We start from the raw sequence: 20782 nt of genomic DNA, 5'->3' as shown, positions 1-20782 counted from the left end.
GGAACACCTGGTTGGCGGGTTGTCGAGTGAATCGACAACCCCCTTACAGCAGCGCGGCGATTCGTTGTGCGGCTAGGTTGGCGGCGGATTGGGGGTGCTCGTGCGGTGGCGGTTGAAAGTGCTTTCGGGCGAGCAGTTCGGTGAGGGCACTGGGGAGGTCCGAAGCGCGTCGCAGATGGGATCCCAAACCAAACCGCTCGACTCGGGCGGCATTGTCGAATTGGTCGAAAGCCATCGGCCGGATCATCTGAGGGACGCCAGCATCGATCGCGCGGCTGGTCGTGCCGATCCCGCCGTGGTGCAGGATGGCGTGGCAGTGCGGCAGCCACTGACCGAGAGGCACGTAGCCGACGCAGCGCAGGTTGGGATGCGAGACCCCACCGGGGTTGGACGGACAACACCAGACGACCGGCACTCCCGCGGGCTGGCATAGCTCGGCGACCCGGACCGGGAACTCGTGATCACCCGGATGCGCCGAACCGGTCGTCATGATCAGCGGCCGATCCGCAGGCAATTCGCTAGCCGGGACCGGATCGGTACCATCGTCGAGCGGAAAACCGATGCACTGCAGCGGCGCGGTCGCCTGACGTACTCGAGCGTAGCGAGCGGCGATCTCAGGGGCGAACCAACCCGGATACAAACCGAGCACTTGGTCGGGCGATCGCCACCAATCGTGCATGAGTCGCGAACGTGGCGGGAGTTTTGCTCGATGATGGCGAGCATTGTTGATCACGGGGCCAATGGCGCGATCGATGATCAATCGGTCGCCGAGCCAGTAGGAAAGTCGATTCAGTCGAGGCCAGCCCGCCGGCATGGCGGGCCGGGACCAGCCATGGTCGGGCAGCAGTCGAGGTGGAAGTTCCGGATGCCGCATCATCGAGGGGGCGAGCTGGATGCTCGAAAGTAGGCAACCGGGAGTCGTTTCGCGATAGACGCGCGATGCGAAGTCGAGCGGGTGGGCCACGAGCACGGTATTCCCGGGGAGGACCATGCTGTCAAGAAACTCGAGGTGCGGCCGAAAGAACTGTTCAGCGACCTCGCTGAGCACGCGGCGGGCGCCGGCCAGCGGTTTCCAAAATTCGCGCTGCGATGCGACCGCATGAAACGACTGACTGTCGATCACGACATTCGCAGTCAATCCCGCATCCCGGACGATGTCTGCGTAAGGCTCAGCAACACTGAGGAAACATTCGAACCCTCGCTTTGTCAGCTCGCGTCCGATTGCGACAACCGGATTGACATCGCCACGTGACCCGGGTGCGGACAAAATCGCACGGGGCTGGGTCATGACCGGTCGATGTCATACTCGGTGATCTTGCGGTAGGCCGTTGCGCGGCTAATGCCGAGCAGTTTCGCGGCTTCAGGAACTCCTCCGCTGGAGCGGCTGAGAGCTTTCTCAATCAAGCGTTTTTCCCAGACATCGATCCGGAGCGTGTCGATGTTCGACAGACCTGCATCGCGCAGCCCCAAGTCATCGTCGACAATCTCCGGTTCATCGGCCATCACGACGGCGCTATCGATCACGTTGCGTAGTTGCCTGACATTGCCAGGCCAAGCGTACGATAACAACCGTTCGCGGGCGGTTGTTGAAAGAGTCAGCTGAGGGCGTCCATGCTGCAGTAAGAAGTGGACGAGGAAGTGATCGATCAGCAGATTGATGTCTTCATCGCGATCACGCAGTGGCGGCACCGGCAGTTCGAAGACACTGAGCCGATAGAAGAGATCTTCTCGAAACCGTCCATCGCGTACGAATTCGGTCAAGTCGCGGTTGGTCGCAGCGATCACCCGCACGTCCACTCGCACCTGTTTACTGGCGCCGACGGGAAGAAACGGGTGCCCTTCTAAAATCCGCAGCAGTTTGGCTTGCCCTTCCAAGCTCATCTCGCCAATCTCATCGAGGAACAGCGTGCCCTGATCGGCTTGCTCGAACAGTCCCACGTGATCGCTATCGGCGCCCGTAAACGAGCCTCGTTTATGGCCGAAGAGTTGACTCTCGAGTAACTCGCGGGGGATGGCCGCGCAATTCACCGTCAGCATCGGTCGATCGTTGCGGTTGCCCGCCCGGTGCACCGCGCGAGCGACTAGCTCTTTGCCCGAGCCGCTTTCACCGCGAATCAATACCGAGCCACTGGCCCGGCCGATCCGCTCGATCCGTTCTTTAAGTTTTCGCATCGGCGCACTCTCACCAATCAGTTCACCTTGGTCGGCGTTGCGGTTGGCGATGCGTTGATGTTCGACGCGTAAATGCTCGGTGAACGTGGACTGGGTCAATCCCATCGCGAGCAACCCAGCGGCGCCGAGAGCGAGATCGACCATGGCATCGCCATAGGGATCGGTACGGCGATGAAAGATCAGTGCACCGACCACTTTCTGGTTCCCAGTGATCGGAACCATCAAACGCTGGGTCGTGCCTGATCGCTTATCGGAGGAATCGGGGATCTCATTGAGGTACACCTCGCCACCCTTGGTGACGCGGCGGAGCTGGGCGCGGTCGAGTTTCACCGGGGGGCTTTTCTTGGGAAATTGCCGCCGCAATTTCCAGCGTCCGTCACCGCCATCGATCGCCAATCCGACGGTCTCCGACTCCGTACGGGCGCGCAACAGTTCGAGAGTTGTGTCGATCACGTCGTCGGGTTTTTGACCGTGCAGCAGAGCGAGACTGAGCTGGTAGAGATCGAGCAAGTGTTGTGGTTGCTCGACCAAGTCCCCGGCTTCGCGGACGATCTCCGAGTCGCGAGCTTTCCAGCTTTCGACATCTTCGTAAACCGTCTGCGACAGAGCGTCTGCTCCAGTCGACTCATCATCGGTCGAGATCAGCATCAGGGCGGTTTTGCCGATCACGATTTGAGTTTGGTCAATCAAACGCGCATCATCGACACGTTGACCATTGACGAGAGTGCCGTTGCGACTGTTGGTGTCCCGCAGATGCCAAGCGTAATCTTCGAAATACACGACGGCGTGAAAGCGGCTGCTGTTGGGGTCCGACAGCATGATGTCACAACCATTGGCTCGGCCAATGTGCATCGGGCGGTCGCGGTCCAAGGGATACTGCGTTCCCTTGTCGTGACCGTTCTGAATGGCCAGATAGGCAGCCATCAGCGTGTTCCTGTTTGAGTGAGTTCAGCAAGCCGAGCGGACAGATTCTTCAGTGCAACGGGGAAGACCGGCGTGGTCCGGCCGGTGGCGTCCCACCAGTCTTCGAGTACGCGGGAAAGCTCTTCGGAGGTCGCGTTGCGTACTAACAAAGCCGCGGCGGTCGGATCATCGCTGGCCCAACCTAAATCGATCGCCGTGGCGATCGGCATCGAATTGGCAGGAATCATGCCAGCCTCCCCCGCGCGGTCGAAAATCAGCGGGATGGTGCCCAGCGACCACGGCAACTCGATGGCGGACTTGCCGTCGGCGGCCGATCGCCCTTCACGCATGCCCGAAGCATGCGTGCGGGTGTGGGTGTCGATCGCCATCTGCGTTAATTGATAAACCAACCGCAACCATTCCGGCACGGCGGGTGAGATGTCCGTCAGCACGGCTTCGATCCATACCGAACCCTGATAAGAACTCCGCCCGGCAGCGCCCGTTTGCAATGGCTGAACCGCATGCACACTGACACGCCCGGGCCACCAATCCTTGGGAGGTGATCCACTCCAGATCTGATTGCCGATGGACCGCAGCAGCCCGGGACCATAAGCCTCGTAGGCTTGTTTCAGCGGCGCATACCGCAAACGCAACTGATCGGCCAGTCGCGGTTGGTCATTGGCGAGCAACCGTCGGCAACTGTCGAGCGACCGGTGGACCGAGGCCGCGGTTTGGTCAGACTGCAACTGTGAATGACCGGCGCGCAACAGCGCGACTTCGCATAGTGCTGGCGTCAGCGGGGCGTCATTGGCTGCAGAAACCAACTCATCGCTCAGCTGCTCCCAGAACAACCCTTCATCGACCGAGGCCGAGATCAACCGCTCGGCCACCCGCTGGGACTCGTGAACGAACGTGCTGCTCGCTGCAGAGTTCTTCAGCGGCAGCTCACCACGGTCTCGGCGGACCGGGGCGGCTGGATGATGGACCGCGGCGCAGGACTGCACCATCCGAACCAAACTCAGCGACGTCGAGGCGATCCAGTGGAGTTTCAACAGTCGTCTCGCAAGTGCGTTTGAATCCACTCCTCGAGTTCTTCAAAATCCACTGTCGGCACTTGGGTCAGATCCGGACGCAGTTTGACTGCGTCGCGAATGTAGACGTGGTGAATCTCCGACTGAGTTCGCTCGGTATTCCAGTGCAACAGAATACGGATACAGCGAGGCAGCGAGCGTTCGACGGAGACCTCATAGCTGCACAGCAACGGGACTTCGAGCCACCCCAACTGCCGCGCCGCCAGGGCCGGGAATTCGCTCTGCAGGTCCTTGGTTACCGTAAAAATGGCGCTGGCGACATCCTCCGTTTGAATGTCGTTACGACGAATCATCAGAGCAAGCAACTGGGTCGTCGCCTTCAAAATTTCGTCTCGATCGTCCGTCGCGACAGTGGTCGCGCCACGAACCCCCCGGCATACCGTCATCTTCGCTGCAATGTATTCAAGAAATGAAACTGGCCCACGGCTGGGAAGTTCACCAGCGTGCCCCAGAATACCGGCTATCTCAATTTGCGACTAGCTGGACAGGGCAATTCTGAGCCGAAAACTGAACAATTCGGGGGCATTCTATCGTGTTGAGACGGTTTCTAGTTGACCGGCATCGTTTCGCCGGGTTCGGCGGTGCTGTCGGATGGCTCCACTGGGTGCGGTGTGGTGGTGCCTTCGTCATCACCGCTGCGGCGGACGACCCACCACAGAATGAAAGTGACCAACAGAATCGATGCGATCGTTGTCAAACCTTCCCGGAAGAGAGACCGCCGCAATTCACCCACTGGGCCGAGGACATCGGAGAGTCGGTACTGCACGAGCACGAGTAGATCGGTGGGACGTTTCTGGGCTCCGTTGGAGGAAGATGCTCCGCGCGATGTGCTTTCCCGCTGCGCAACCCCTGCGACTCCGCTGCCCGACCGGTCGACGCCAGGCTCTTCATCCTCTTCGCTGCTTAGAGGGCGCGGCAAGGTCACCGGTTGCATCGCGGCGATCCATTCTCCGGCATAGGCTTTCCCACCGGGCGCCTGAGCCATCGGGTCACGATAGCCAACATCGCCTCCCTCGAGCAATTGGTCCACCAGATCCGAATCGACTTGGAAACGACTGTCCGACAACGATTCGCCCGTCCGGCGGTGCTGATCCATCAAGGGATGCTGCAAGACGGTACCACGCAGTGGTCCTTGACGGGCTTCGACGAGGACCGCGACCTGACTTCCGGAGCGACGCGGATGATTCGGCGCGACATCATTCTCACGCAGAAGTTCAAAATCGCCCACGTTGATGGTCGCGACAAAGATCGCGTCGACACGTTGGTCCTCGTCATCAGGATGCAAGTCGATCGGTGCACTGATGGCGACTTTCCATAGTCCTGTCGAGGTGCTTTGGAATGCCGACGAGAGGTGCGTCGCCTCGAGGGGATCGACCTGATCGAGCGAGACCGTCGCGGGGAGCTCATCTTGCCCCCCGTGGAAGTAGGTGCGGAATGCAAAGTTGCGCCCGGCACTGTTTTTGTTGCGAGGGACAGAACCACCAAATGCACTGGCAAAGGTGGTCCCTGAGGAGTCGATGACGAATAGGGAGTCGAGCGGTTGCCGCTCCCCGCTGAGGCCTGTATCGGAAGTATGCGACTGGAGCCGCTGCTGGAGATAGTCATTGAGCCGCAACCGTGTGGGGTTGTCGAGCAATGTGTCACGAGCAGCGGTTTTCGAGAGCGCCGCGCGGGGCGATTTCGAAGTCCCCAGTTCATTCAAAGCTGATTCCACCTCCCGGTCGGCGAGTGTGTCGCGGAGCAAGTCGTTGAACTCAACACGCGTCGCCTCTGCCTCCGCCAAATGAAAGTAATGTTCGATTTCGGTTTCGAGTGTTTGCGCCGCAAATCGCGCGGCCAGCTGATTGCTGCCAAACGCTTCGCGTCGCAACGCGGTCGTCGCAGTTTCGGTCGCACCATTGATCCCACGGTAGGCGTAGGCACACGTCGCGATCAGCAGTAGCAATGGTCCGGCGATCCCGAGCAGCATCATGGGACGTTGTTGCTGCTTCACTTCACGGCGCTGTAGGTCATCGATTACCTGCTGCATGTTGCTATAACGTTGGTTTGGCTCAACGTTTAAGCACTTTTGCAGGATACGTCGTAGGGGCCGGTCGATGTCCCGTCGTGATAGCGAATCCACGGCGGGCGGAGCTGCCGAAATGGCTTCTCGATAGCGGGCCAATCGCCCCGGCAACGAGCCTGCGGTATCGAGCTGGGAAAGCAGCGATTGATCTCGGTGTGGGGCGTTGCCCGAGAGCATCCGGTACAGCAACGCACCCGCGGCGTAGACGTCCCATCCACTGTTGGGGGTGGAATGAAAATCAGCTTGTTCGGGCGCCATGTAAAACAGCGTCCCCATCGCAGGCGTTTGGTCGTGGGACATCCGGCTCTGCCCGAAATCAGCGAGCCGGGGTTCGTTGTCGTCGGCGATCAATATATTGGCTGGCTTGATATCGCAGTGCAGCACACCTTTGCTGTGGCAGTGGTTCAAACCCACACAGATCTTCTGGAACAACCCAACGGCTTCGCTCAAGGGCAAACGTCCTCTTCGTCGCAGCAGATCCTCGAGCGAACCGCCTGCGACGAGTTCCATCACATAGTAGGGTGGGTCGGCATCCCAACCCACTTCGAGAACCTGCACGACGTGACGATCGCCTGAGAGCTGGACGAGGTTCTTGACCTCCCGCGAGAGCAGCGACCAGTTGACTCCGCCGCGGTGCAGATAGAACTTGACGGCGACACCGCGTCCCGTGTTCAGGTTCTTGCCGACCCAAACCTGTCCGAACGCCCCCGCCCCGAGGAATCTCTCCACGCGCACACCGGGAACTTCCGCCGGCGGCATGGTCGGCATCATCGACCGCCGGCGCGCAGCGGCCTGGTCGAGCGATCCCTGCGCTTGGGTATGCTCAATGGACCGGTCATCGAGATTCCCGTTGAGATCGTCCGGCGGCGACGGTGAAGAGGGGTTGGACACCCTGGTTTCCACTGGGGCTAGGAGGGGGAAAGTTGATCGACACAGAGTTCGCGCAGTGCCTGTCCATCATCGGGTGGATACCCTGTCGCATGCAACCCGGCGACCGCCGTCAACGGGTGGGTGAAACGCTCGACCAAGCAGGTTAGAATGCGGCGGGCCTCCAATCAGCCTCCCACGCGACGGCGCCCGCTTTCCTGCCCCACGTCTTCTCTCTCGTCAGCGAGTCGCGATGTCGATTCAAGTCACTTGTCCCCATTGTTTCAAACGATTCCAGGTCAGCGATAAGTTCGCGGGCAAGTCGGGACCCTGCCCCGCCTGCAAAAAGTCGATCAAGGTCCCCGAACTGACCGAACAGGTTGTCGTTCACGCACCTGAGGACGAATCGCCTAAGGATTCCAAGGGACGCAGTGTTCTCAAACCGATCACGGCGGAGGATCCCGTACTGACCAATCGGATGCTGTTCATGGCGGCAGCCGGTGTGGTCGCGTTGTTTGCCGTTGCATTGGCGTTTCGCTTGACCGGTGGCACACCGCTGTGGGGGCAACTGCTCGGTGTCGTCCTGCTGGCGCCGCTGCTCGTTCGGATTGGTTATACGTTCGTCCATGATCGCGAGTTGGCTCCTTACACGGGTGTCGAACTACGCAATCGCGTCTTGGTTTGTTCTGCGTTGTTGGTGGCGACGTGGATCGTCTATGCGTTCGTCCCCGCCTACGTGCTCGATCTCGAGTCGGCCAGTGAGATGAGCTGGACGATGGCAGGGATAACCTTCTGCGTGATGCTCGTGTTAGGAGCATTCGCATCGGTTGCCTGTTTCGAATTGGAGTTTCCCAATGGTTTGGCGCATGCCGGGTTCTATTATTCCGTTGTGATCATCTTGGCCCTGGTCGCTGGGGTCACTTTGGCAGGCAAAACACCGGTCGGCCGTCGAGCCCTACCCGATGCCGGACCGGCCGCAGGTGCCCCCGCCGAGCGGGCTGCGGAGCCTGTCGCCCGGTGACTATCCCTGAAATCGCTTCACTGCGACGCGGCTCATCGCGGGTGCGCATCCCGCCCTCGATGGACGTGCCGATGACCGGGCGGGTTCGCCGGCTCGTCGATACGCCGCCGCTGCGTCGACTCGGTTCGATCAGCCAACTGGGTTTGGTTTCACTGGTTTACCCGGGCGCCACCCACAGCCGCTTGGAACATTCCCTCGGCGTTTACGCCAACGCCCTGCGGGTGTTGGATCATTTCAGTTCGCTCGACAACACATTCGATCCGCTGGCCCAGGAAGCGTTCATCGTGGCGGCATTGGTCCATGACTCGGGTCATTGGCCGTTCTGTCATCCGATCGAAGACATGGGGAACTCGCTGAGCGGACCGAACCGCCAGTTGGGCGCCGGAATGCGGAAGCACGAAGACCGGGTGGCCGCGATCCTGCGAGACTCGGAGATCGCAGTCTGCCTGCAGCAAGACTGGAGCTGCACAGCCGATGATGTGATGGCGATCCTGCGACCGAAGTCGTTTGCCGATCGCCCCCAGTGCCAACTCACCTCCCGGGATGTCTCGTTCTTAGCGAGCTGCCTAAGTGGGCCCATCGATATCGATAAACTCGATTACCTGCAACGCGACAGCCTGCATGCGGGAGTGCCCTACGGTCGCAATTTCGATCCCGAGCGAATTATCTCGGCGCTCTGCCCGCATCCATCGCAGCCTCAACTCGCGATCAGTGAGAAGGGGCGAACCGCAGCGGAGATGATGGTGTTTGGTCGCTACGTGATGTTCAGCGAAGTCTACTGGCACCACACGGTTCGCGCCGCGACGGCGATGTTGCAGCGGGCCCTGTTTGCCCTGCAACACGAAACCGACCACTCCACTCATCCAATCACCTGCGACCTCGCCGCATGGTGCGATCTTGCCGACGCGGACTGGATCGCCGCATTCCGGGCCGCCGCTGCGGCCAGCTCGGTGCAAACACTGGTCGAAGGACTCTTCGGCCCCTCTCGAACCTTGCTCAAACGGGCTGCTGAATTCAATGTGGAGTCGGGCGGTGAAGTCCACTCGCTGCTGGCCCGCCGCCCCTATTGGTGGTTGGTCGAATGCTCCCGTTCGCTGGCGAAGATCTGGAGCGAAGAGCTCGGCAGGGAGATTGATCCAAGCTTGGTTCTGATCGATGCGCCTCCGGTCAAACTCGAGGTGGATATCAATATCGACGTGATTACTCGCAGCGGTGACGTGATGACCCTCGGCGACGTTTCACCGGTGGCCTCGGTACTCGCCAATCGGCAGTTTGATAACCATGTCAAACGCGTTCGCGTATTCGTACCTGCCAACCTTCGCGATGCCATCGGCGAGCTCACTGACGACGCCAACGCGTGGGTGCAGTCCGGCCTGACCCGTGCAGCTGAGCTGACGGACGATAGCGTCGTTTAGCACGGTATCGGGGAGCCTTGGCAGGTGCGTGTGCCACTAAGATTTTTACGAAAAGTCTCACGCGGGGCAGCCCAATCGTCCGACCATTACAACCAGACTCACCTGCAAAATGACGAAAGGCTGTCCTTTCGTCGTGGCGTAATTCTTGAGTCGAAATCTTTAAAAGTGTCGGGTTGATTGCTACCGGGCGGCACAGCATTCTCACTTGGCACGTCGCAGACCGATGCAACGTGCGGACCTAGAAAACCGAGAGGTTCGTTACGATGGCAGATGGGAGATCGCGACGCACTGCGCTAGCGTTGCTGTATGCCGTCGTCGCTGCGATGAGCACTCCTTCAATGGCTGCCGAATCCTCGGTCGCTAGCGAGGAGACCACAGCGAGAGGCGAGAAAGACCTGCCGGTTCTGCTCAGCGACCACGCTCCGCTGGCCGATCCGCCCCAGGAACCACCTCCGATCGCTCCGCTTGTCTTCCCTGGCGACGCCCCCTCGATGGCGGCCGCGACGGAAGAATTTGATAGCACGCAGTTCGGCACGGAGACCTTGGGCGTCGATGCAGCCTACCCGCCCGGTGAGATCACGGGCTCCGAAACGACAGTGTTCGTGCCGGCCCAGTTCGCATCGTCGGCAGCGGGTGGTGAGGAATACGAATGGATTGTCTTGCCCCAGGGTTTGCTCTGGCATTCCTACCTCGCCGGACCTCAAGAGCCGCGGATTTCTGCGATTCTCTTTGGCGACGACGACGGAGGGTTTTTCTGGGACGCGACCTTGGGCGGACGCGTCGGCCTGTTGCGGTATGGAACGCCGGGCGCGGCGGATCCTCACGGCTGGCAGTGGGACCTCGAGGGCGCCGCGATCACCCGTTTGGATATGTGGGAGTCCCAGGATGTGGAGTCGGTGGACTATCGCTTCGGCACCGAGTTGACTTGGGCGGAAGGTCCATGGGCGATGAAGGCCGGATACTTTCACATCAGCTCCCATGTGGGCGACGAATACCTGATTCGCAATCCAACGTTCGAGCGGATCAACTATGTCACCGAATCGCTGATTTGGGGCGTCAGCTATAAACCGACGCAACCCGTTCGGCTCTACGGCGAGGCGGCATATGCGGTCCACTGCGCCGGCGGTGCTCAGCCGTGGCAATTTCAAACCGGTGCGGAGTGGACGCCAGCACCTTCGCCTTCACGCTGGATCGCTCCCTTCGCAGCGGCGAACCTCGGCTTCTTTGAAGCCACCGAGTACCACATGCAAACGACGCTCCAAGCCGGATGGGCCTTGCAGGGCTCCCGGTCGGCACAACGTCTCCGGTTCGGTTTCCAATACGGCCAAGGCCCCACCAACCAATTCTCGTTCTTCCAGCGCAGTGATGAGTATCTCGGCTGGGGAATCTGGTTCGACTACTAAAGTCCGCCCACGCGTCGCGGCTCACCCTAGCAACGCGATGTTGGTTGCCCACCAGTATCCCGAAAGGGATGATAGAAAATAGCCGTAGGTCAGCGCAGCGCCACCTCATAGGCATCAAGTTAAGGATTGATCTATAAAAAAAGCGGAAAACCGTTCATAAAGTGACTTGAATTACAACCTCGTCACCTCGGAGAACGGAGTTTCCGCATGGACAGAGTAACAGCGCTGGCCGATTTACTACAGACCACTTTTTCGACCGTTGCCGTTGAGGCCAATGATGTCGCCAAATGCGTCAAACGCGTTAGGAAGTTTTCACCCGTTTCTTTAGCCCAGGCGTTCATCCTCGGATTTCTTTCAGATCCTCGCGCCGGTGCGGATCACATCGCTGACACCGCCGCCAGTTTGGGGGTGAGCATTTCGCCGCAAGCCGTCGAGCAACGCTACAGCCCCCAGCTGCAAGTCTTCTTCCGAACACTCTTTGAGAAAATGGTTCAGGTGGTGGTGCGAGCGGAGGGTCCGCTGACCACTATCCTGGATCGGTTTACCGAGGTGCGTCTGATCGACTCGTCGGTGATCGCGTTGCCTGATAGCCAAGCCGAAACCTATCGCGGATGCGGTGTTCGAAATGGTCACGTCAAATCAGCACTGAAGCTGCAAACAGAATTGGATCTCAAGAGCGGCCAGCTCTTAGGGATTCAAATTGAACCCGGCAAGCAACCCGACCAAGGGACCGACCGCCAACACATTCGACCGCCCGCAGGCTCGCTCCGGATAACCGATCTTGGCTATTTCAATCTTGCTGTTTTCGCAATGATTCACGCTGCTGGGGCCTTCTTCCTCAGTCGTACGCAGCACACTGTTTCGCTTTGCTCCGGCGGCAAAGGTATGAATCTGATCGCGTGGCTTTCTCGCCAGGGAGTCCGCGCGATCGATCAAGAAGTCATCTTGGGAACGAAAAACAAACTCGCGTGCCGACTGATTGCTTGGAGGGTTCCCCCACAGATTGAAAACGCACGCCGCAGAAAACTGCGTCAATCGTTGATCGATCGTGGTCGAACTCCGAGTGAGAAAGCGCTTGCGAACTGTGCGTGGGAATATCTGATTACGAATCTGAGCGAAGACCAACTTTCGTTTCGTGAAGCGATCATCATGTACCGCAGCCGATGGCAAATCGAGCTGCTTTTTAAACGCTGGAAATCCAATTGTCAGATCGATCTGCTGGACGGACGTGACGACGAGATCAAAATGACAAGATTGTGGATTCGCCTTTGCGCTGCGATCTTGCAGCATTGGTTGATCGTTATCATCGGATGGCCTGAAGCGACAGCGATTAGTTTCGCCAAGCTGGCATCACTGATTGCGAAGATGGCGGCGGAAATCGCCAGTCACCTCAACGCATCGAGTGCTCAACTGGTGGATTTTTTCAATCGTCTCATCTCCCGCGTCCGACGTCGTTGCCAAAGAACCAAACGCAAGGCAAAACCAGGAACAATGGAGTTGCTCGCCGACCCAAACCTCCTCGAGTACTGCTTAACTTGATGCCTATGAGGTGGCGCTGCGCTGACCGACGGCTATTTTCTATCATCCCTTTCGGGATACTTGTGGGTAATCAACAGCGTGTCAACTTGAGCTATCGTCACTTCATCGAGACCAAGACCTCACAACGTGCCATTGGAGTCATCACTCACCTCGCACTTTCCGGAAATCTGGGCTCATCCGACGGGAGCACCCTTTGGTCGCGTTGGCTTCGACCATCGCTGGTATGCAATCTTTTCAGTGCAGACTCAGGGTGGTGGATTTTGAAGGCATCGCGGTAGCATCCAGATATTGGCGGCGTGCTGGCGAACCGTTGTTCTGACGATGCCGGGAGAAATGGAGCTCGGCTCGAATGGCGTGGACTTAAGCGACTGACACCTGTGAGACATCCTTCCGTCGAGCTTGTCTCGGCGGAGGAACCATGTGGCAGATAGCAAAAGATGCGGTAGAAGCGGTGCTCCAAAGTTGGGCGAGGGGCGAACCGAGCGAAGCAGGGTTCGGGGAGGGGCGGCACGCTGGTATGGGACTTTCCGTTGCGCTGTCGGCCCTCCCCGGAAGACTCGCGAAAGGCTCGTCCTCCGACCCTCCCAGCTTCGCCGGGCGGGTGAAGTCAATCATTTCAGCACAGCAGCTAAAAAACGGCACGACCTCCAAGCCGGCGGGGGGACGAAAGATGCAGTAGATCAACGCACCCGGCACTCGAACTCGATCGTGACGCTGTCACCGACGGCGAGTTCTTCTTTCAGACGCCAGATCAACTGGGACGAGTTCGCTTCATTGGGCTTGGTTTCAAACTCAGCATCGACACTCGCCGTTTGACTGTCGGCCACATACTCGAGCCGTGTGACGAGGTTGTCGGTCACGACCACGCCGGAGACAGGTGAGTCGCCGACATTCTGCAGACGGAGAGCGAACGTGACGGTGTCGCCGGTGGCGGCATGCTTCTTGTCAGCAAGCTTGAGCAGATTGAGTCGCCCGGGACCAGGGAACTCATAGACGACCAAGGCGTCTACTCGCTGATCGCGAGTCAGCACCGGTGGCGCGAGGTCTTCGATTGCGACTTCGACGCTCTCGTCCAATGTCCAGATCGTTGCCGCGACCGCATAGCGTTCGATGAGAGCAAGTAACGACTCATCGAGTTCGGAGATGCCGACATTCTGAATCCCCGCGAGCACGGTCCGCACGTCGGCGGCTTGTCGCGGCTGCTGCACACTTTCGATGCGAACGCCGCGATTGCGATCACGCATCGAGTCGATCCGGCGAGTGAATTCTTCTTGGCCCACCTCGACGGTATCGGTCATGACCAATCCGGGCAGGTCGTAGTCGACACCCTGCGGGCCAACCGGCCGTGAAGTTCCTGAAACCGCGATCGCCCCGTCGCCTTGAATCGCACCGGTGATGCGCCGCACATTGCCGAAACGAGGTGAGTACACGCAGACCCGGTTCGAGGCGGCGAACTCGATGTCACCGGCTTCGGTGGTGTAGTGGGTCACGGTGTCTTGGGGTTGCAGTCCACGGATGCGGTCATCGCGAGTGAGGACGGCGCTGGGTGGCTGGTCACCACCGTCACACAGGTACTCTTGTGGGTCATACTGCCATGGTTGAGGCGCACAGGCAGTGGCCATCGGGTTGCCGCAAGCGGCACCGGGATTGGCGCAGGGACCGGAGGCGCAACCACAGCTGTCGCCGACCCAATTGTCATCACCTACATGAGCCCGATGTCGAAAGCCGACCTGAGCGATGCTGTTGCTGGGAGTGGGCGTCGGAGCGACCGACAGAGCGTCCTCTTGTACCGGCGCAGCCTGCGGCGCGGCTTTCCCTGCAATGGGCGAAGGAGATGGGACCGTCTTCGGGACCCCTGTGCATCCGCTGGCCACGACCGTGACGCACAACAGCGCGCCCAGGTGTTTCCAGATGGATGTCTTCGGTAGATGGTTGGACATTTCCGCGAAAGCGTTCATGGCTGTGGCTTGAAAATGGGGGCCCAGGAAGGGTGTCCGAAGAAGAATTGAGATTGCAGGACCTCTGCCCGTGGTGGAGCGAGTGAGCCGATCCGCAGGATGGCGACCGTGCGACCGCGTAGATCGGCGATCTCCAGCGGGTCTTGGTATTCGGGTACATCGATCGCTGCCGGTCCGTTGGGACCTTCGGGTAGCGGCGTGGCGGTCTGTGGATCTTCCAAATAGATCACACGGGTCACCAATCGCCCTTCGAGTGCAGCGATCAGATCGTTTTGATCCAGGTTGATCGGAATGGGATACGAGGTCGCCAGTCCCGGTGGCGGATAGGTGCGGTCGACCATTTCGATCGTCGGGTAGAGTTCGGCACCGGCTTGCTGCGGGATGCCTGTCACCCGGAAGCGATAGACCTGGCCGATCATCAACCCAGCCATCAGGTTGGATTCGCCTTCCTCAAAGGAACCGTACTGGGCCAATGAGAATCGCACGCCCTCGGGGCCATGAAACTCCACAGGCTGGTAGTAGGTCGGCGGAGGCTGTTGATATCCCATGCTTTGGCGGGTCGCGGCGACCACGCCCGCGGGCATATCACCGGTCAGCAACGCGTGGCCCCCTGGAGCCCCAAGGATCTCTCGCGGATCAGCCGCCTGGGTGATACTCGCTGCCGCGGAGATAACCAATAGCAGGAGAACAGATGTTCGTGACATTACTTGATCGTTTCGTATCGGGTACCGATGCCAATCATCATCAATCGGTGGAAATCCCACCGGGTTTCAACGCAAGCGAAGCGGACTACAGGAGTCCGCTTCGCTCGGCTACAGACGCCTGCGATTAGTAGACGCGTTGACTTTGTTGGTCATACAGCGGTCGAGCGTTGGGAACACCGGGATGGATGTTCTGCTCGGTCACCTTGATGCGGCTAACCGGGTTGGGATAGCTCATGCCAGGCTGCTGACGAACATCGATTTTGACGTTCTCGACCGGTTGAGGCATGTGCATCGCCGTGTGGTTGCGGATCGTGTGACTCTTCAGTCCCGCCGGTGATCCCAATGGGATGTGCGGTGGGCCAGGCAATCCAATGGGCGTGCCGGTGTAAGGCATTCCGTACTGGGGAGCGTTCACGCCAGCGACCATGCCAGGCAGGTTCGGTGGAGCACCGACCTTGCCCGCATTGGGACCGCCGCCACCACAACCATCGGTCATGGCCGGTGCGAATGGCGATGGGAGACCTGTGATCGGTGGTCCCATCATGCCGCTGCTGGCGATACCGCCCAGGTTGCCTCCGGCCATCTCGATGTCTTTGTCACCGAGACGGATGATGGCGAGGATGCTACCCCGACGATCGGCTTCGACGATCGGATCGATACCTGGATCGAGCCGTGTGCTGACGAGCGTATCGATGCCTGCGATCGCGGGTCCCTGGAACTCGGGATCCGGTAGGTAGATGACTTTGGTGACGAAGTTACCCGTCAGGACTTGGTCAAAATCCTCTTCACTGAACTGCAACGGCACCGAGTTGTGAGCCAGGTAGGCTCCGGTGCGTGGATTGGCGTAAGCCAACTCCACGGTCGGATACAGTTCCACGCCGGGACGGCTGGGAATATTAGTCAACTTCAAGCGGTACAGACCACCTTGAGGGAAGTTTTGCCGGGCGGGCACGACGAGCGGTTCGCTGTCGAACATCCCCGCTCCGGTCGCATCGTAGCGAACGTGCATTCCGTCAGGCGTGCCGAAGGTGACCTGGGCGGTACTGACCATGCCGGGCATGCCCGAGGCCATCATCACACCGCCTCCCGGTGGGATCGACTGGCCGCCACCACCCGTTAGACAGCTCGATCCGGCCCCGGCGGTGCCGTGACCGCCGCAGTTGCAATCGGCTGCTCCGCCGTCTTGGAGCATGGCGCGGAATCCCGCTGTTTGCACGTCGACTTGATCGTAACCAACCTGCGCGATCGCTGGGTTGTCCCCGGCGAGCTTGTCGCCGGTTGATTTGCTTTTCTCTTGCTCGCTACTGGCGAGTGCTTGACCAGCGGAATCCGCTTTCTCCGCTGCGCCCATCATGGGGCCATAGGAAGAGGGTCCGAGTACTCCGGGGCCGGGGCCACCAACGCCAGGTCCGGGCTGCATCATACGCTGCTCCGGTGGCATGTTGTGGCGAACCGGCACACACCCGGAGGCGATGAACGCCGTGGTCGCCGTGAGCGCCAAATGAGTGACGATTCGTTTCATTTTTTCCCCCGTCATGGGTCGCTGAGTTCGGGTTTCCCTGGCAATTCCATTGAGAATTACGAAGAGAATCGAACGGGTGGTGATTCGCCTGAAGACGAATCGGGATCGAATGGGATGGACTTGGACGACCGCCGATCTTTACGATCGCGTCGCCGTTGGCTCTGAATCCGCAGTTGGACCCATCGCTATGGGGTTGCATCGGCAATCGAAGCTCCGAATCTTTGCTAAAATCGTCACAACCTGCATATGAAGATCGATTCCTACCACCGTCGGCCTCTTCCCTGGCTGAATTCTTGCAGGGTTGCTCCGACCAATAGCCGCCGCGAAGCGGCATCGATCATGCCCCCGGCCAGCGTGATCTGGGTAGGCCTGGCGTTGGCAATCACGCTGGGCTCGCTACCGCGGTTGGCGATTGCCCAATCACCAACAGAGCCCGCCCAACAACCGACAGCCCCCACGCAGCAACCGGCGGCGGAGAATCCAGAATCAGTCAAAACGATCGCGCCGGCCCGCCGCTTGTTAGCCCGCGTGATCGAACAGATCGCCCTCGGCCCCGCCTTCGACGCTAAAATCCGCCAACGGGTCCGAGTGGGCGATCGCGAAGTCATCGGCGTGGGGACCTACGAACAGGCTGGCGATGGCAGCGGTTGGTTCAATCTCCAAGTCGCGATGCATGACGGCGACGGCAAACACACCTTGCAACAGATCAGCGACGGGCGGCTGGCCTGGACCCGCGAACAGATCGGCGAAGAGGTCACGCTGCAGCGGGTCGATGTCGGCCGGCTCGATCAATGGGTCCAAGGAGCGGTAGCACCCGTCTATCGCCAAACCGATGCGACCGACGCACCAATCGCCAGCCATTTGCCGCCGAGTGTGCGGGTCGGCGCCTGGACCGAGATGCTCGAACGGATCGCTTCGGATCATGATTTGACGCTGGCGTCGGGGAGACTCGAACAGCGTGACGTTTGGATCGTCCGGGGAAAATTGAAACCGGCAGTCCGAGCCCAACGGCTCACTGAATTCGGCTCGGAAGCATGGCCTGAGCTCTATCCAACCGAAGTCGTTGTGGCGGTCGCCAAGTCGGCCTCGCCGGAAACGGGATTTGGACGAGGGCTGCCGCTGCGACTCGAATTCTATGCCGACCCCGTTGTCACGCCCCCGGCTCCTCCGACGAGCCCGACTGCAGCAGACACGGCTGCTAAGGACACGGCCGCTGCCGCAGAGTCTGCCACCACGCCTCCTTCTGCGGTGGACCAATCCGCCCCGGCCACTCCCACGGTGAGGTCGGATCCAACCCAGCTCATCAGCCTGATCGAACTGTATTCGATTCGACCGATCTCAACGCCGCCGATCGGTCGGTTCCGGTTTGAGAACCAGGACATGGAAGTGAATTTCACCAACGATACCGATCGCTATCTTTCCAGGTATGGTATTCATATCACTGAACGCCAAAGCCGCATGCTGCGGCGGTAACGACCTATCCCTGAAACGATCAACGATGAACACAGCGAAATGGAAATCCTGGGCCGAATTGGTGCGTCTGCCCAATGTATTCACGGTCATCGCTGACATTTCTGCCGCATTCCTGCTGGTCCTTGGGGGCAGCGGTTGGTACACGGGAGCGTGGCAGGCCATCCAATCGACCTCCGACGCGCGCGCGATCTGGACGGCGCTCGCATTGGCCTTGATCGCAGGAGTGTCGCTGTACTGGGCCGGCATGATTCTCAATGATGTGTTCGATCTGCGCCGTGATGTCCGCGCTCGCCGCGGCCGGCCGCTGGCCCGCCGGGCGATCTCAGTCGGCACGGCCCGCTGCGTCGGTTGGAGCCTCCTGTTCGCTGGGGTCGCGCCGCCACTGGTAATGGGTCTGTGGTGCGACAGCCCGCTGGGTTGGATACCGACGGCGGTCGCGGTCGCCCTCTGCGTCGGCATTGTGCTGTATGACGGACCGCTCAAACGCACGCCGTTGGCACCGCTGCTGATGGGCGCCTGCCGGACACTGAGTTTCCTGCTCGGAGCGACTTCGGCCAATGCCGTTTTATCCAAACTGACGGGAGCCGAGGCGTTGGGAACTCTTCAGAGTGTGAGGTTGGGAGATCCGATTGCGTGGGGACTCACGCCCGTTGTCCTGTCGTTTGCGATCGGCATGGGAACGTATATCGCGGGAATCACCACGTTCGGTCGCCGCGAAGCAGTGGGGGATCGCTCGTTCCACCTGCCCGTCGGCTTAGTGATGATGGTGGCCGGTGCGATCATGCTCTCCTTTGCGCCGCGGATGGCGGGCTGGCCGCTGGGCGATGGATCCGACGCGTGGATGACCGCATGGCGCGTCGACCCCGTCGTAATCTTTCCCACCGCGATTCTGTTGATGCTCGCGACGGCGCTTTATCGCGGGTTCGTCGCGGCAAAAAACCCTTCCCCGGAGCGGATCGGAGCTACGATTGGATCCGCCTTGATGGCGATCATTCCCATTTCGGCGACCATCACCATGCTCGCCGTCGGACCCGAAATCGCCATTCTGGTTTTCGCATTACTGATCCCGTCGCGCGTCTTGGCCGCCCGATTCCGAATGACGTGAGTGACTGAGACACCGTAGATGGCGCTGCGCTGACCTACGGCTATTCTCTTCAACGCCTTCGGCGTAGGGAAACCTGCGGGGCGCAACAGCTCGTCGCCTCGGCGTGTGACAAGCACAGGGGAGCAACCCCGTGGGGAACCAACCGGCGCTACAGCATAATCAGCAGCGGTTTTGGAAGTGCATGATGCCTTTGGCGAGAAAGCTAAAACCGGTCGACCCAAAGAAGATGACGCCTGCGATCGCCTTGAAGGGACGCCGCGTCTCGACTTCCAGCTGACCTGCCATAACGAGGCAGAGCAGCACGATCAGAGCGATCGAAATCCCTGTGCAGACGACGCCGCCGAACACGCAGGCGACCGCAGCGGCGGTCGAGCCCGACTCCCCGCTAGATGATTTTTTCTGGTTGGCCTCACGCTGCGCTTGCGCCAACGGGCCGCTGGCCGCGTGATAGTTTGCTGCGGGGCTCGCGGCCGACGGGGAGTAGCCGCCGCCTGCGAGCGACGGAGCACCACCGAAGAGGCTGATCAGGCCCCACACGGCCCCTCCCAACACGACGGGGTAGAGGAAAAAACCGAAGCAGGGCACAAACAAGGGGATCGCGGGTAGAAGAGACGCGATGCAGATGGTCGTGCTCAGCCATCGTGGGGCTCCCTTGATCATCCCAATTGCCCCAGCGACCACGAGCAGGTAGTACACCGAGATGACCGCCATGACAATCAAGGAGCCGGTCTCGTTGGAAAAACTCTTGGAGTCATCGACAGCGAAGGCGGCAGCGACCAAGAAAATCAGAAACAGCATCGACAACCCATTGGGGACGGCGATCATCAACCCCTGCCACAGCAGAGACGACTTACCCGCTCGCCCCTTGGCCGAGAACGCCGGCGCAGACCGCGGGCTCGATGCAGATGCAGCGTAAGGGTTCTGGCCCGCCGGGCTGCTCCGGGCTGCCCCCGAAGGCGAATAGGGCGCTGCCGAAGAACTCGGCAAACTACCGAAAATCGAGTCATCCGACGGCGCCGTCGGTGCTGCCTGCGGCGCGGTGGGGGCTCGCGGCGCGGAGGGCTGCGAGGCTGCGGGCCGGGGTGTTGCTGAGGGAGGACCAGTTTTTGGGGCGCCAGTTTTGGGGGTGCCCGCTCGCGATGCTCCAACGGTCAGCTTCGCGGCGCACTTGGGGCATTGGAAGGTGGTGGCTGCTGACTGAGAGGGCAATCGCATCTGCACGCTGCATTGGGGACAACGCAGCGTCCGCTGCTTAGCAGCCCCAGGCGACTGGGGTGGTCGCGAAACCGCAGGCGCGGCCTGACCAGGGGAACGAACAGCCGGCCGCGGGCTGGCTGCCGTCGGGCCGGTTTTCGCCGCTTTGCGATCGACCGTATAGACTTCCCTGCATTTCGGACAGCGAACCTGCTTCCCCCGCATCTCATCCGGGATGCTCAGTCGTTGGGCACACTTGGCGCAGGTAAGAACAAGAGCCATCGATTCCGCTCGCTCGAGGGGGTATGGGGAGGCTCTTTATTCTAATCGTGTGATCGATGCCGGGAACA

The 20782-nt window shown here is 60.2% G+C and carries 15 protein-coding genes; 6 read left to right on the top strand and 9 right to left on the bottom strand.

Translation table 11 applies throughout. From position 1 onward, the window contains the following. Window positions 1-43: 43 nt before the first annotated feature. The 5 genes from CA85_RS18635 to CA85_RS18615 all read right to left on the bottom strand — a co-directional run bounded on the left by CA85_RS18635 (window position 44) and on the right by CA85_RS18615 (window position 7122). Window positions 44-1288 (bottom strand): glycosyltransferase, encoded by a 1245-nt coding sequence (locus CA85_RS18635; protein WP_146392866.1) that lies wholly within the window; start codon window positions 1286-1288, stop codon window positions 44-46. Beyond that, window positions 1285-3096: a sigma 54-interacting transcriptional regulator gene (locus tag CA85_RS18630; protein WP_146392865.1), complete on the bottom strand. Its 1812-nt coding sequence runs from the start codon at window positions 3094-3096 to the stop codon at window positions 1285-1287. Before CA85_RS18630 ends, CA85_RS18635 begins: the two co-directional genes overlap by 4 nt. Continuing rightward, window positions 3096-4127, bottom strand: a complete 1032-nt coding sequence (locus tag CA85_RS18625) for a hypothetical protein (protein WP_146392864.1) — start codon at window positions 4125-4127, stop codon at window positions 3096-3098. Before CA85_RS18625 ends, CA85_RS18630 begins: the two co-directional genes overlap by 1 nt. Beyond that, window positions 4124-4552, bottom strand: coding sequence for a chorismate mutase (gene aroH / locus CA85_RS18620; RefSeq protein WP_146392863.1), 429 nt, complete (start codon window positions 4550-4552; stop codon window positions 4124-4126). Before aroH ends, CA85_RS18625 begins: the two co-directional genes overlap by 4 nt. 161 nt (window positions 4553-4713) lie before the next feature. Continuing rightward, entirely contained in the window at window positions 4714-7122 is a 2409-nt protein-coding gene (locus CA85_RS18615) for a protein kinase domain-containing protein (protein WP_246112962.1), read from the bottom strand. Between the two features lie 229 nt (window positions 7123-7351). Here CA85_RS18615 and CA85_RS18610 point away from each other — a divergent pair, with 229 nt between their 5' ends. From CA85_RS18610 to CA85_RS18595, 4 genes are all read left to right on the top strand, one after another. Continuing rightward, entirely contained in the window at window positions 7352-8119 is a 768-nt protein-coding gene (locus CA85_RS18610) for a hypothetical protein (protein WP_246112961.1), read from the top strand. Further along, window positions 8116-9534 carry an HD domain-containing protein gene (locus tag CA85_RS18605; RefSeq protein WP_146392862.1) on the top strand — a complete coding sequence of 473 codons (1419 nt, stop codon included), beginning with the start codon at window positions 8116-8118 and terminating at the stop codon, window positions 9532-9534. The genes CA85_RS18610 and CA85_RS18605 overlap by 4 nt, the downstream gene beginning before the upstream one ends. Window positions 9535-9857: 323 nt before the next feature. Then, window positions 9858-10937 carry a DUF1207 domain-containing protein gene (locus CA85_RS18600; protein WP_146392861.1) on the top strand — a complete coding sequence of 360 codons (1080 nt, stop codon included), beginning with the start codon at window positions 9858-9860 and terminating at the stop codon, window positions 10935-10937. Window positions 10938-11144: 207 nt separating this feature from the next. Further along, window positions 11145-12476 carry an IS4 family transposase gene (locus CA85_RS18595; protein ID WP_146392860.1) on the top strand — a complete coding sequence of 444 codons (1332 nt, stop codon included), beginning with the start codon at window positions 11145-11147 and terminating at the stop codon, window positions 12474-12476. Between the two features lie 680 nt (window positions 12477-13156). On the opposite strand, the gene CA85_RS18590 is transcribed toward CA85_RS18595, so the two are convergent. From CA85_RS18590 to CA85_RS18580, 3 genes are all read right to left on the bottom strand, one after another. Then, the gene (locus CA85_RS18590) at window positions 13157-14416 is read right to left on the bottom strand and encodes a DUF11 domain-containing protein (protein WP_246112960.1); all 1260 of its coding nucleotides are present in this window, start codon (window positions 14414-14416) and stop codon (window positions 13157-13159) included. 14 nt (window positions 14417-14430) lie between these two features. After that, the gene (locus tag CA85_RS18585) at window positions 14431-15138 is read right to left on the bottom strand and encodes a hypothetical protein (RefSeq protein WP_146392858.1); all 708 of its coding nucleotides are present in this window, start codon (window positions 15136-15138) and stop codon (window positions 14431-14433) included. Between the two features lie 124 nt (window positions 15139-15262). Beyond that, window positions 15263-16660: a hypothetical protein gene (locus tag CA85_RS18580; protein ID WP_146392857.1), complete on the bottom strand. Its 1398-nt coding sequence runs from the start codon at window positions 16658-16660 to the stop codon at window positions 15263-15265. A 246-nt stretch (window positions 16661-16906) separates the two neighbouring features. Between CA85_RS18580 and CA85_RS18575 the strand changes: the two genes are divergently transcribed. Next, the gene (locus CA85_RS18575) at window positions 16907-18133 is read left to right on the top strand and encodes a hypothetical protein (RefSeq protein WP_186775037.1); all 1227 of its coding nucleotides are present in this window, start codon (window positions 16907-16909) and stop codon (window positions 18131-18133) included. A gap of 25 nt (window positions 18134-18158) precedes the next feature. Further along, a complete protein-coding gene (locus CA85_RS18570; RefSeq protein ID WP_146392856.1) occupies window positions 18159-19238 on the top strand; it encodes a UbiA family prenyltransferase in 1080 nt (359 codons plus the stop codon). 159 nt (window positions 19239-19397) lie between these two features. Here the strand turns inward: CA85_RS18570 and CA85_RS18565 are convergent, their stop codons facing one another. Next, window positions 19398-20714 (bottom strand): hypothetical protein, encoded by a 1317-nt coding sequence (locus tag CA85_RS18565; RefSeq protein ID WP_146392855.1) that lies wholly within the window; start codon window positions 20712-20714, stop codon window positions 19398-19400. Window positions 20715-20782 lie beyond the last annotated feature (68 nt).

Source organism: Allorhodopirellula solitaria, assembly GCF_007859855.1.
Classification (GTDB): domain Bacteria; phylum Planctomycetota; class Planctomycetia; order Pirellulales; family Pirellulaceae; genus Rhodopirellula; species Rhodopirellula solitaria.
The sequence above is the reverse complement of the archived record's forward strand: the minus strand, read 5'-3'. Positions and strand labels throughout refer to the sequence as shown.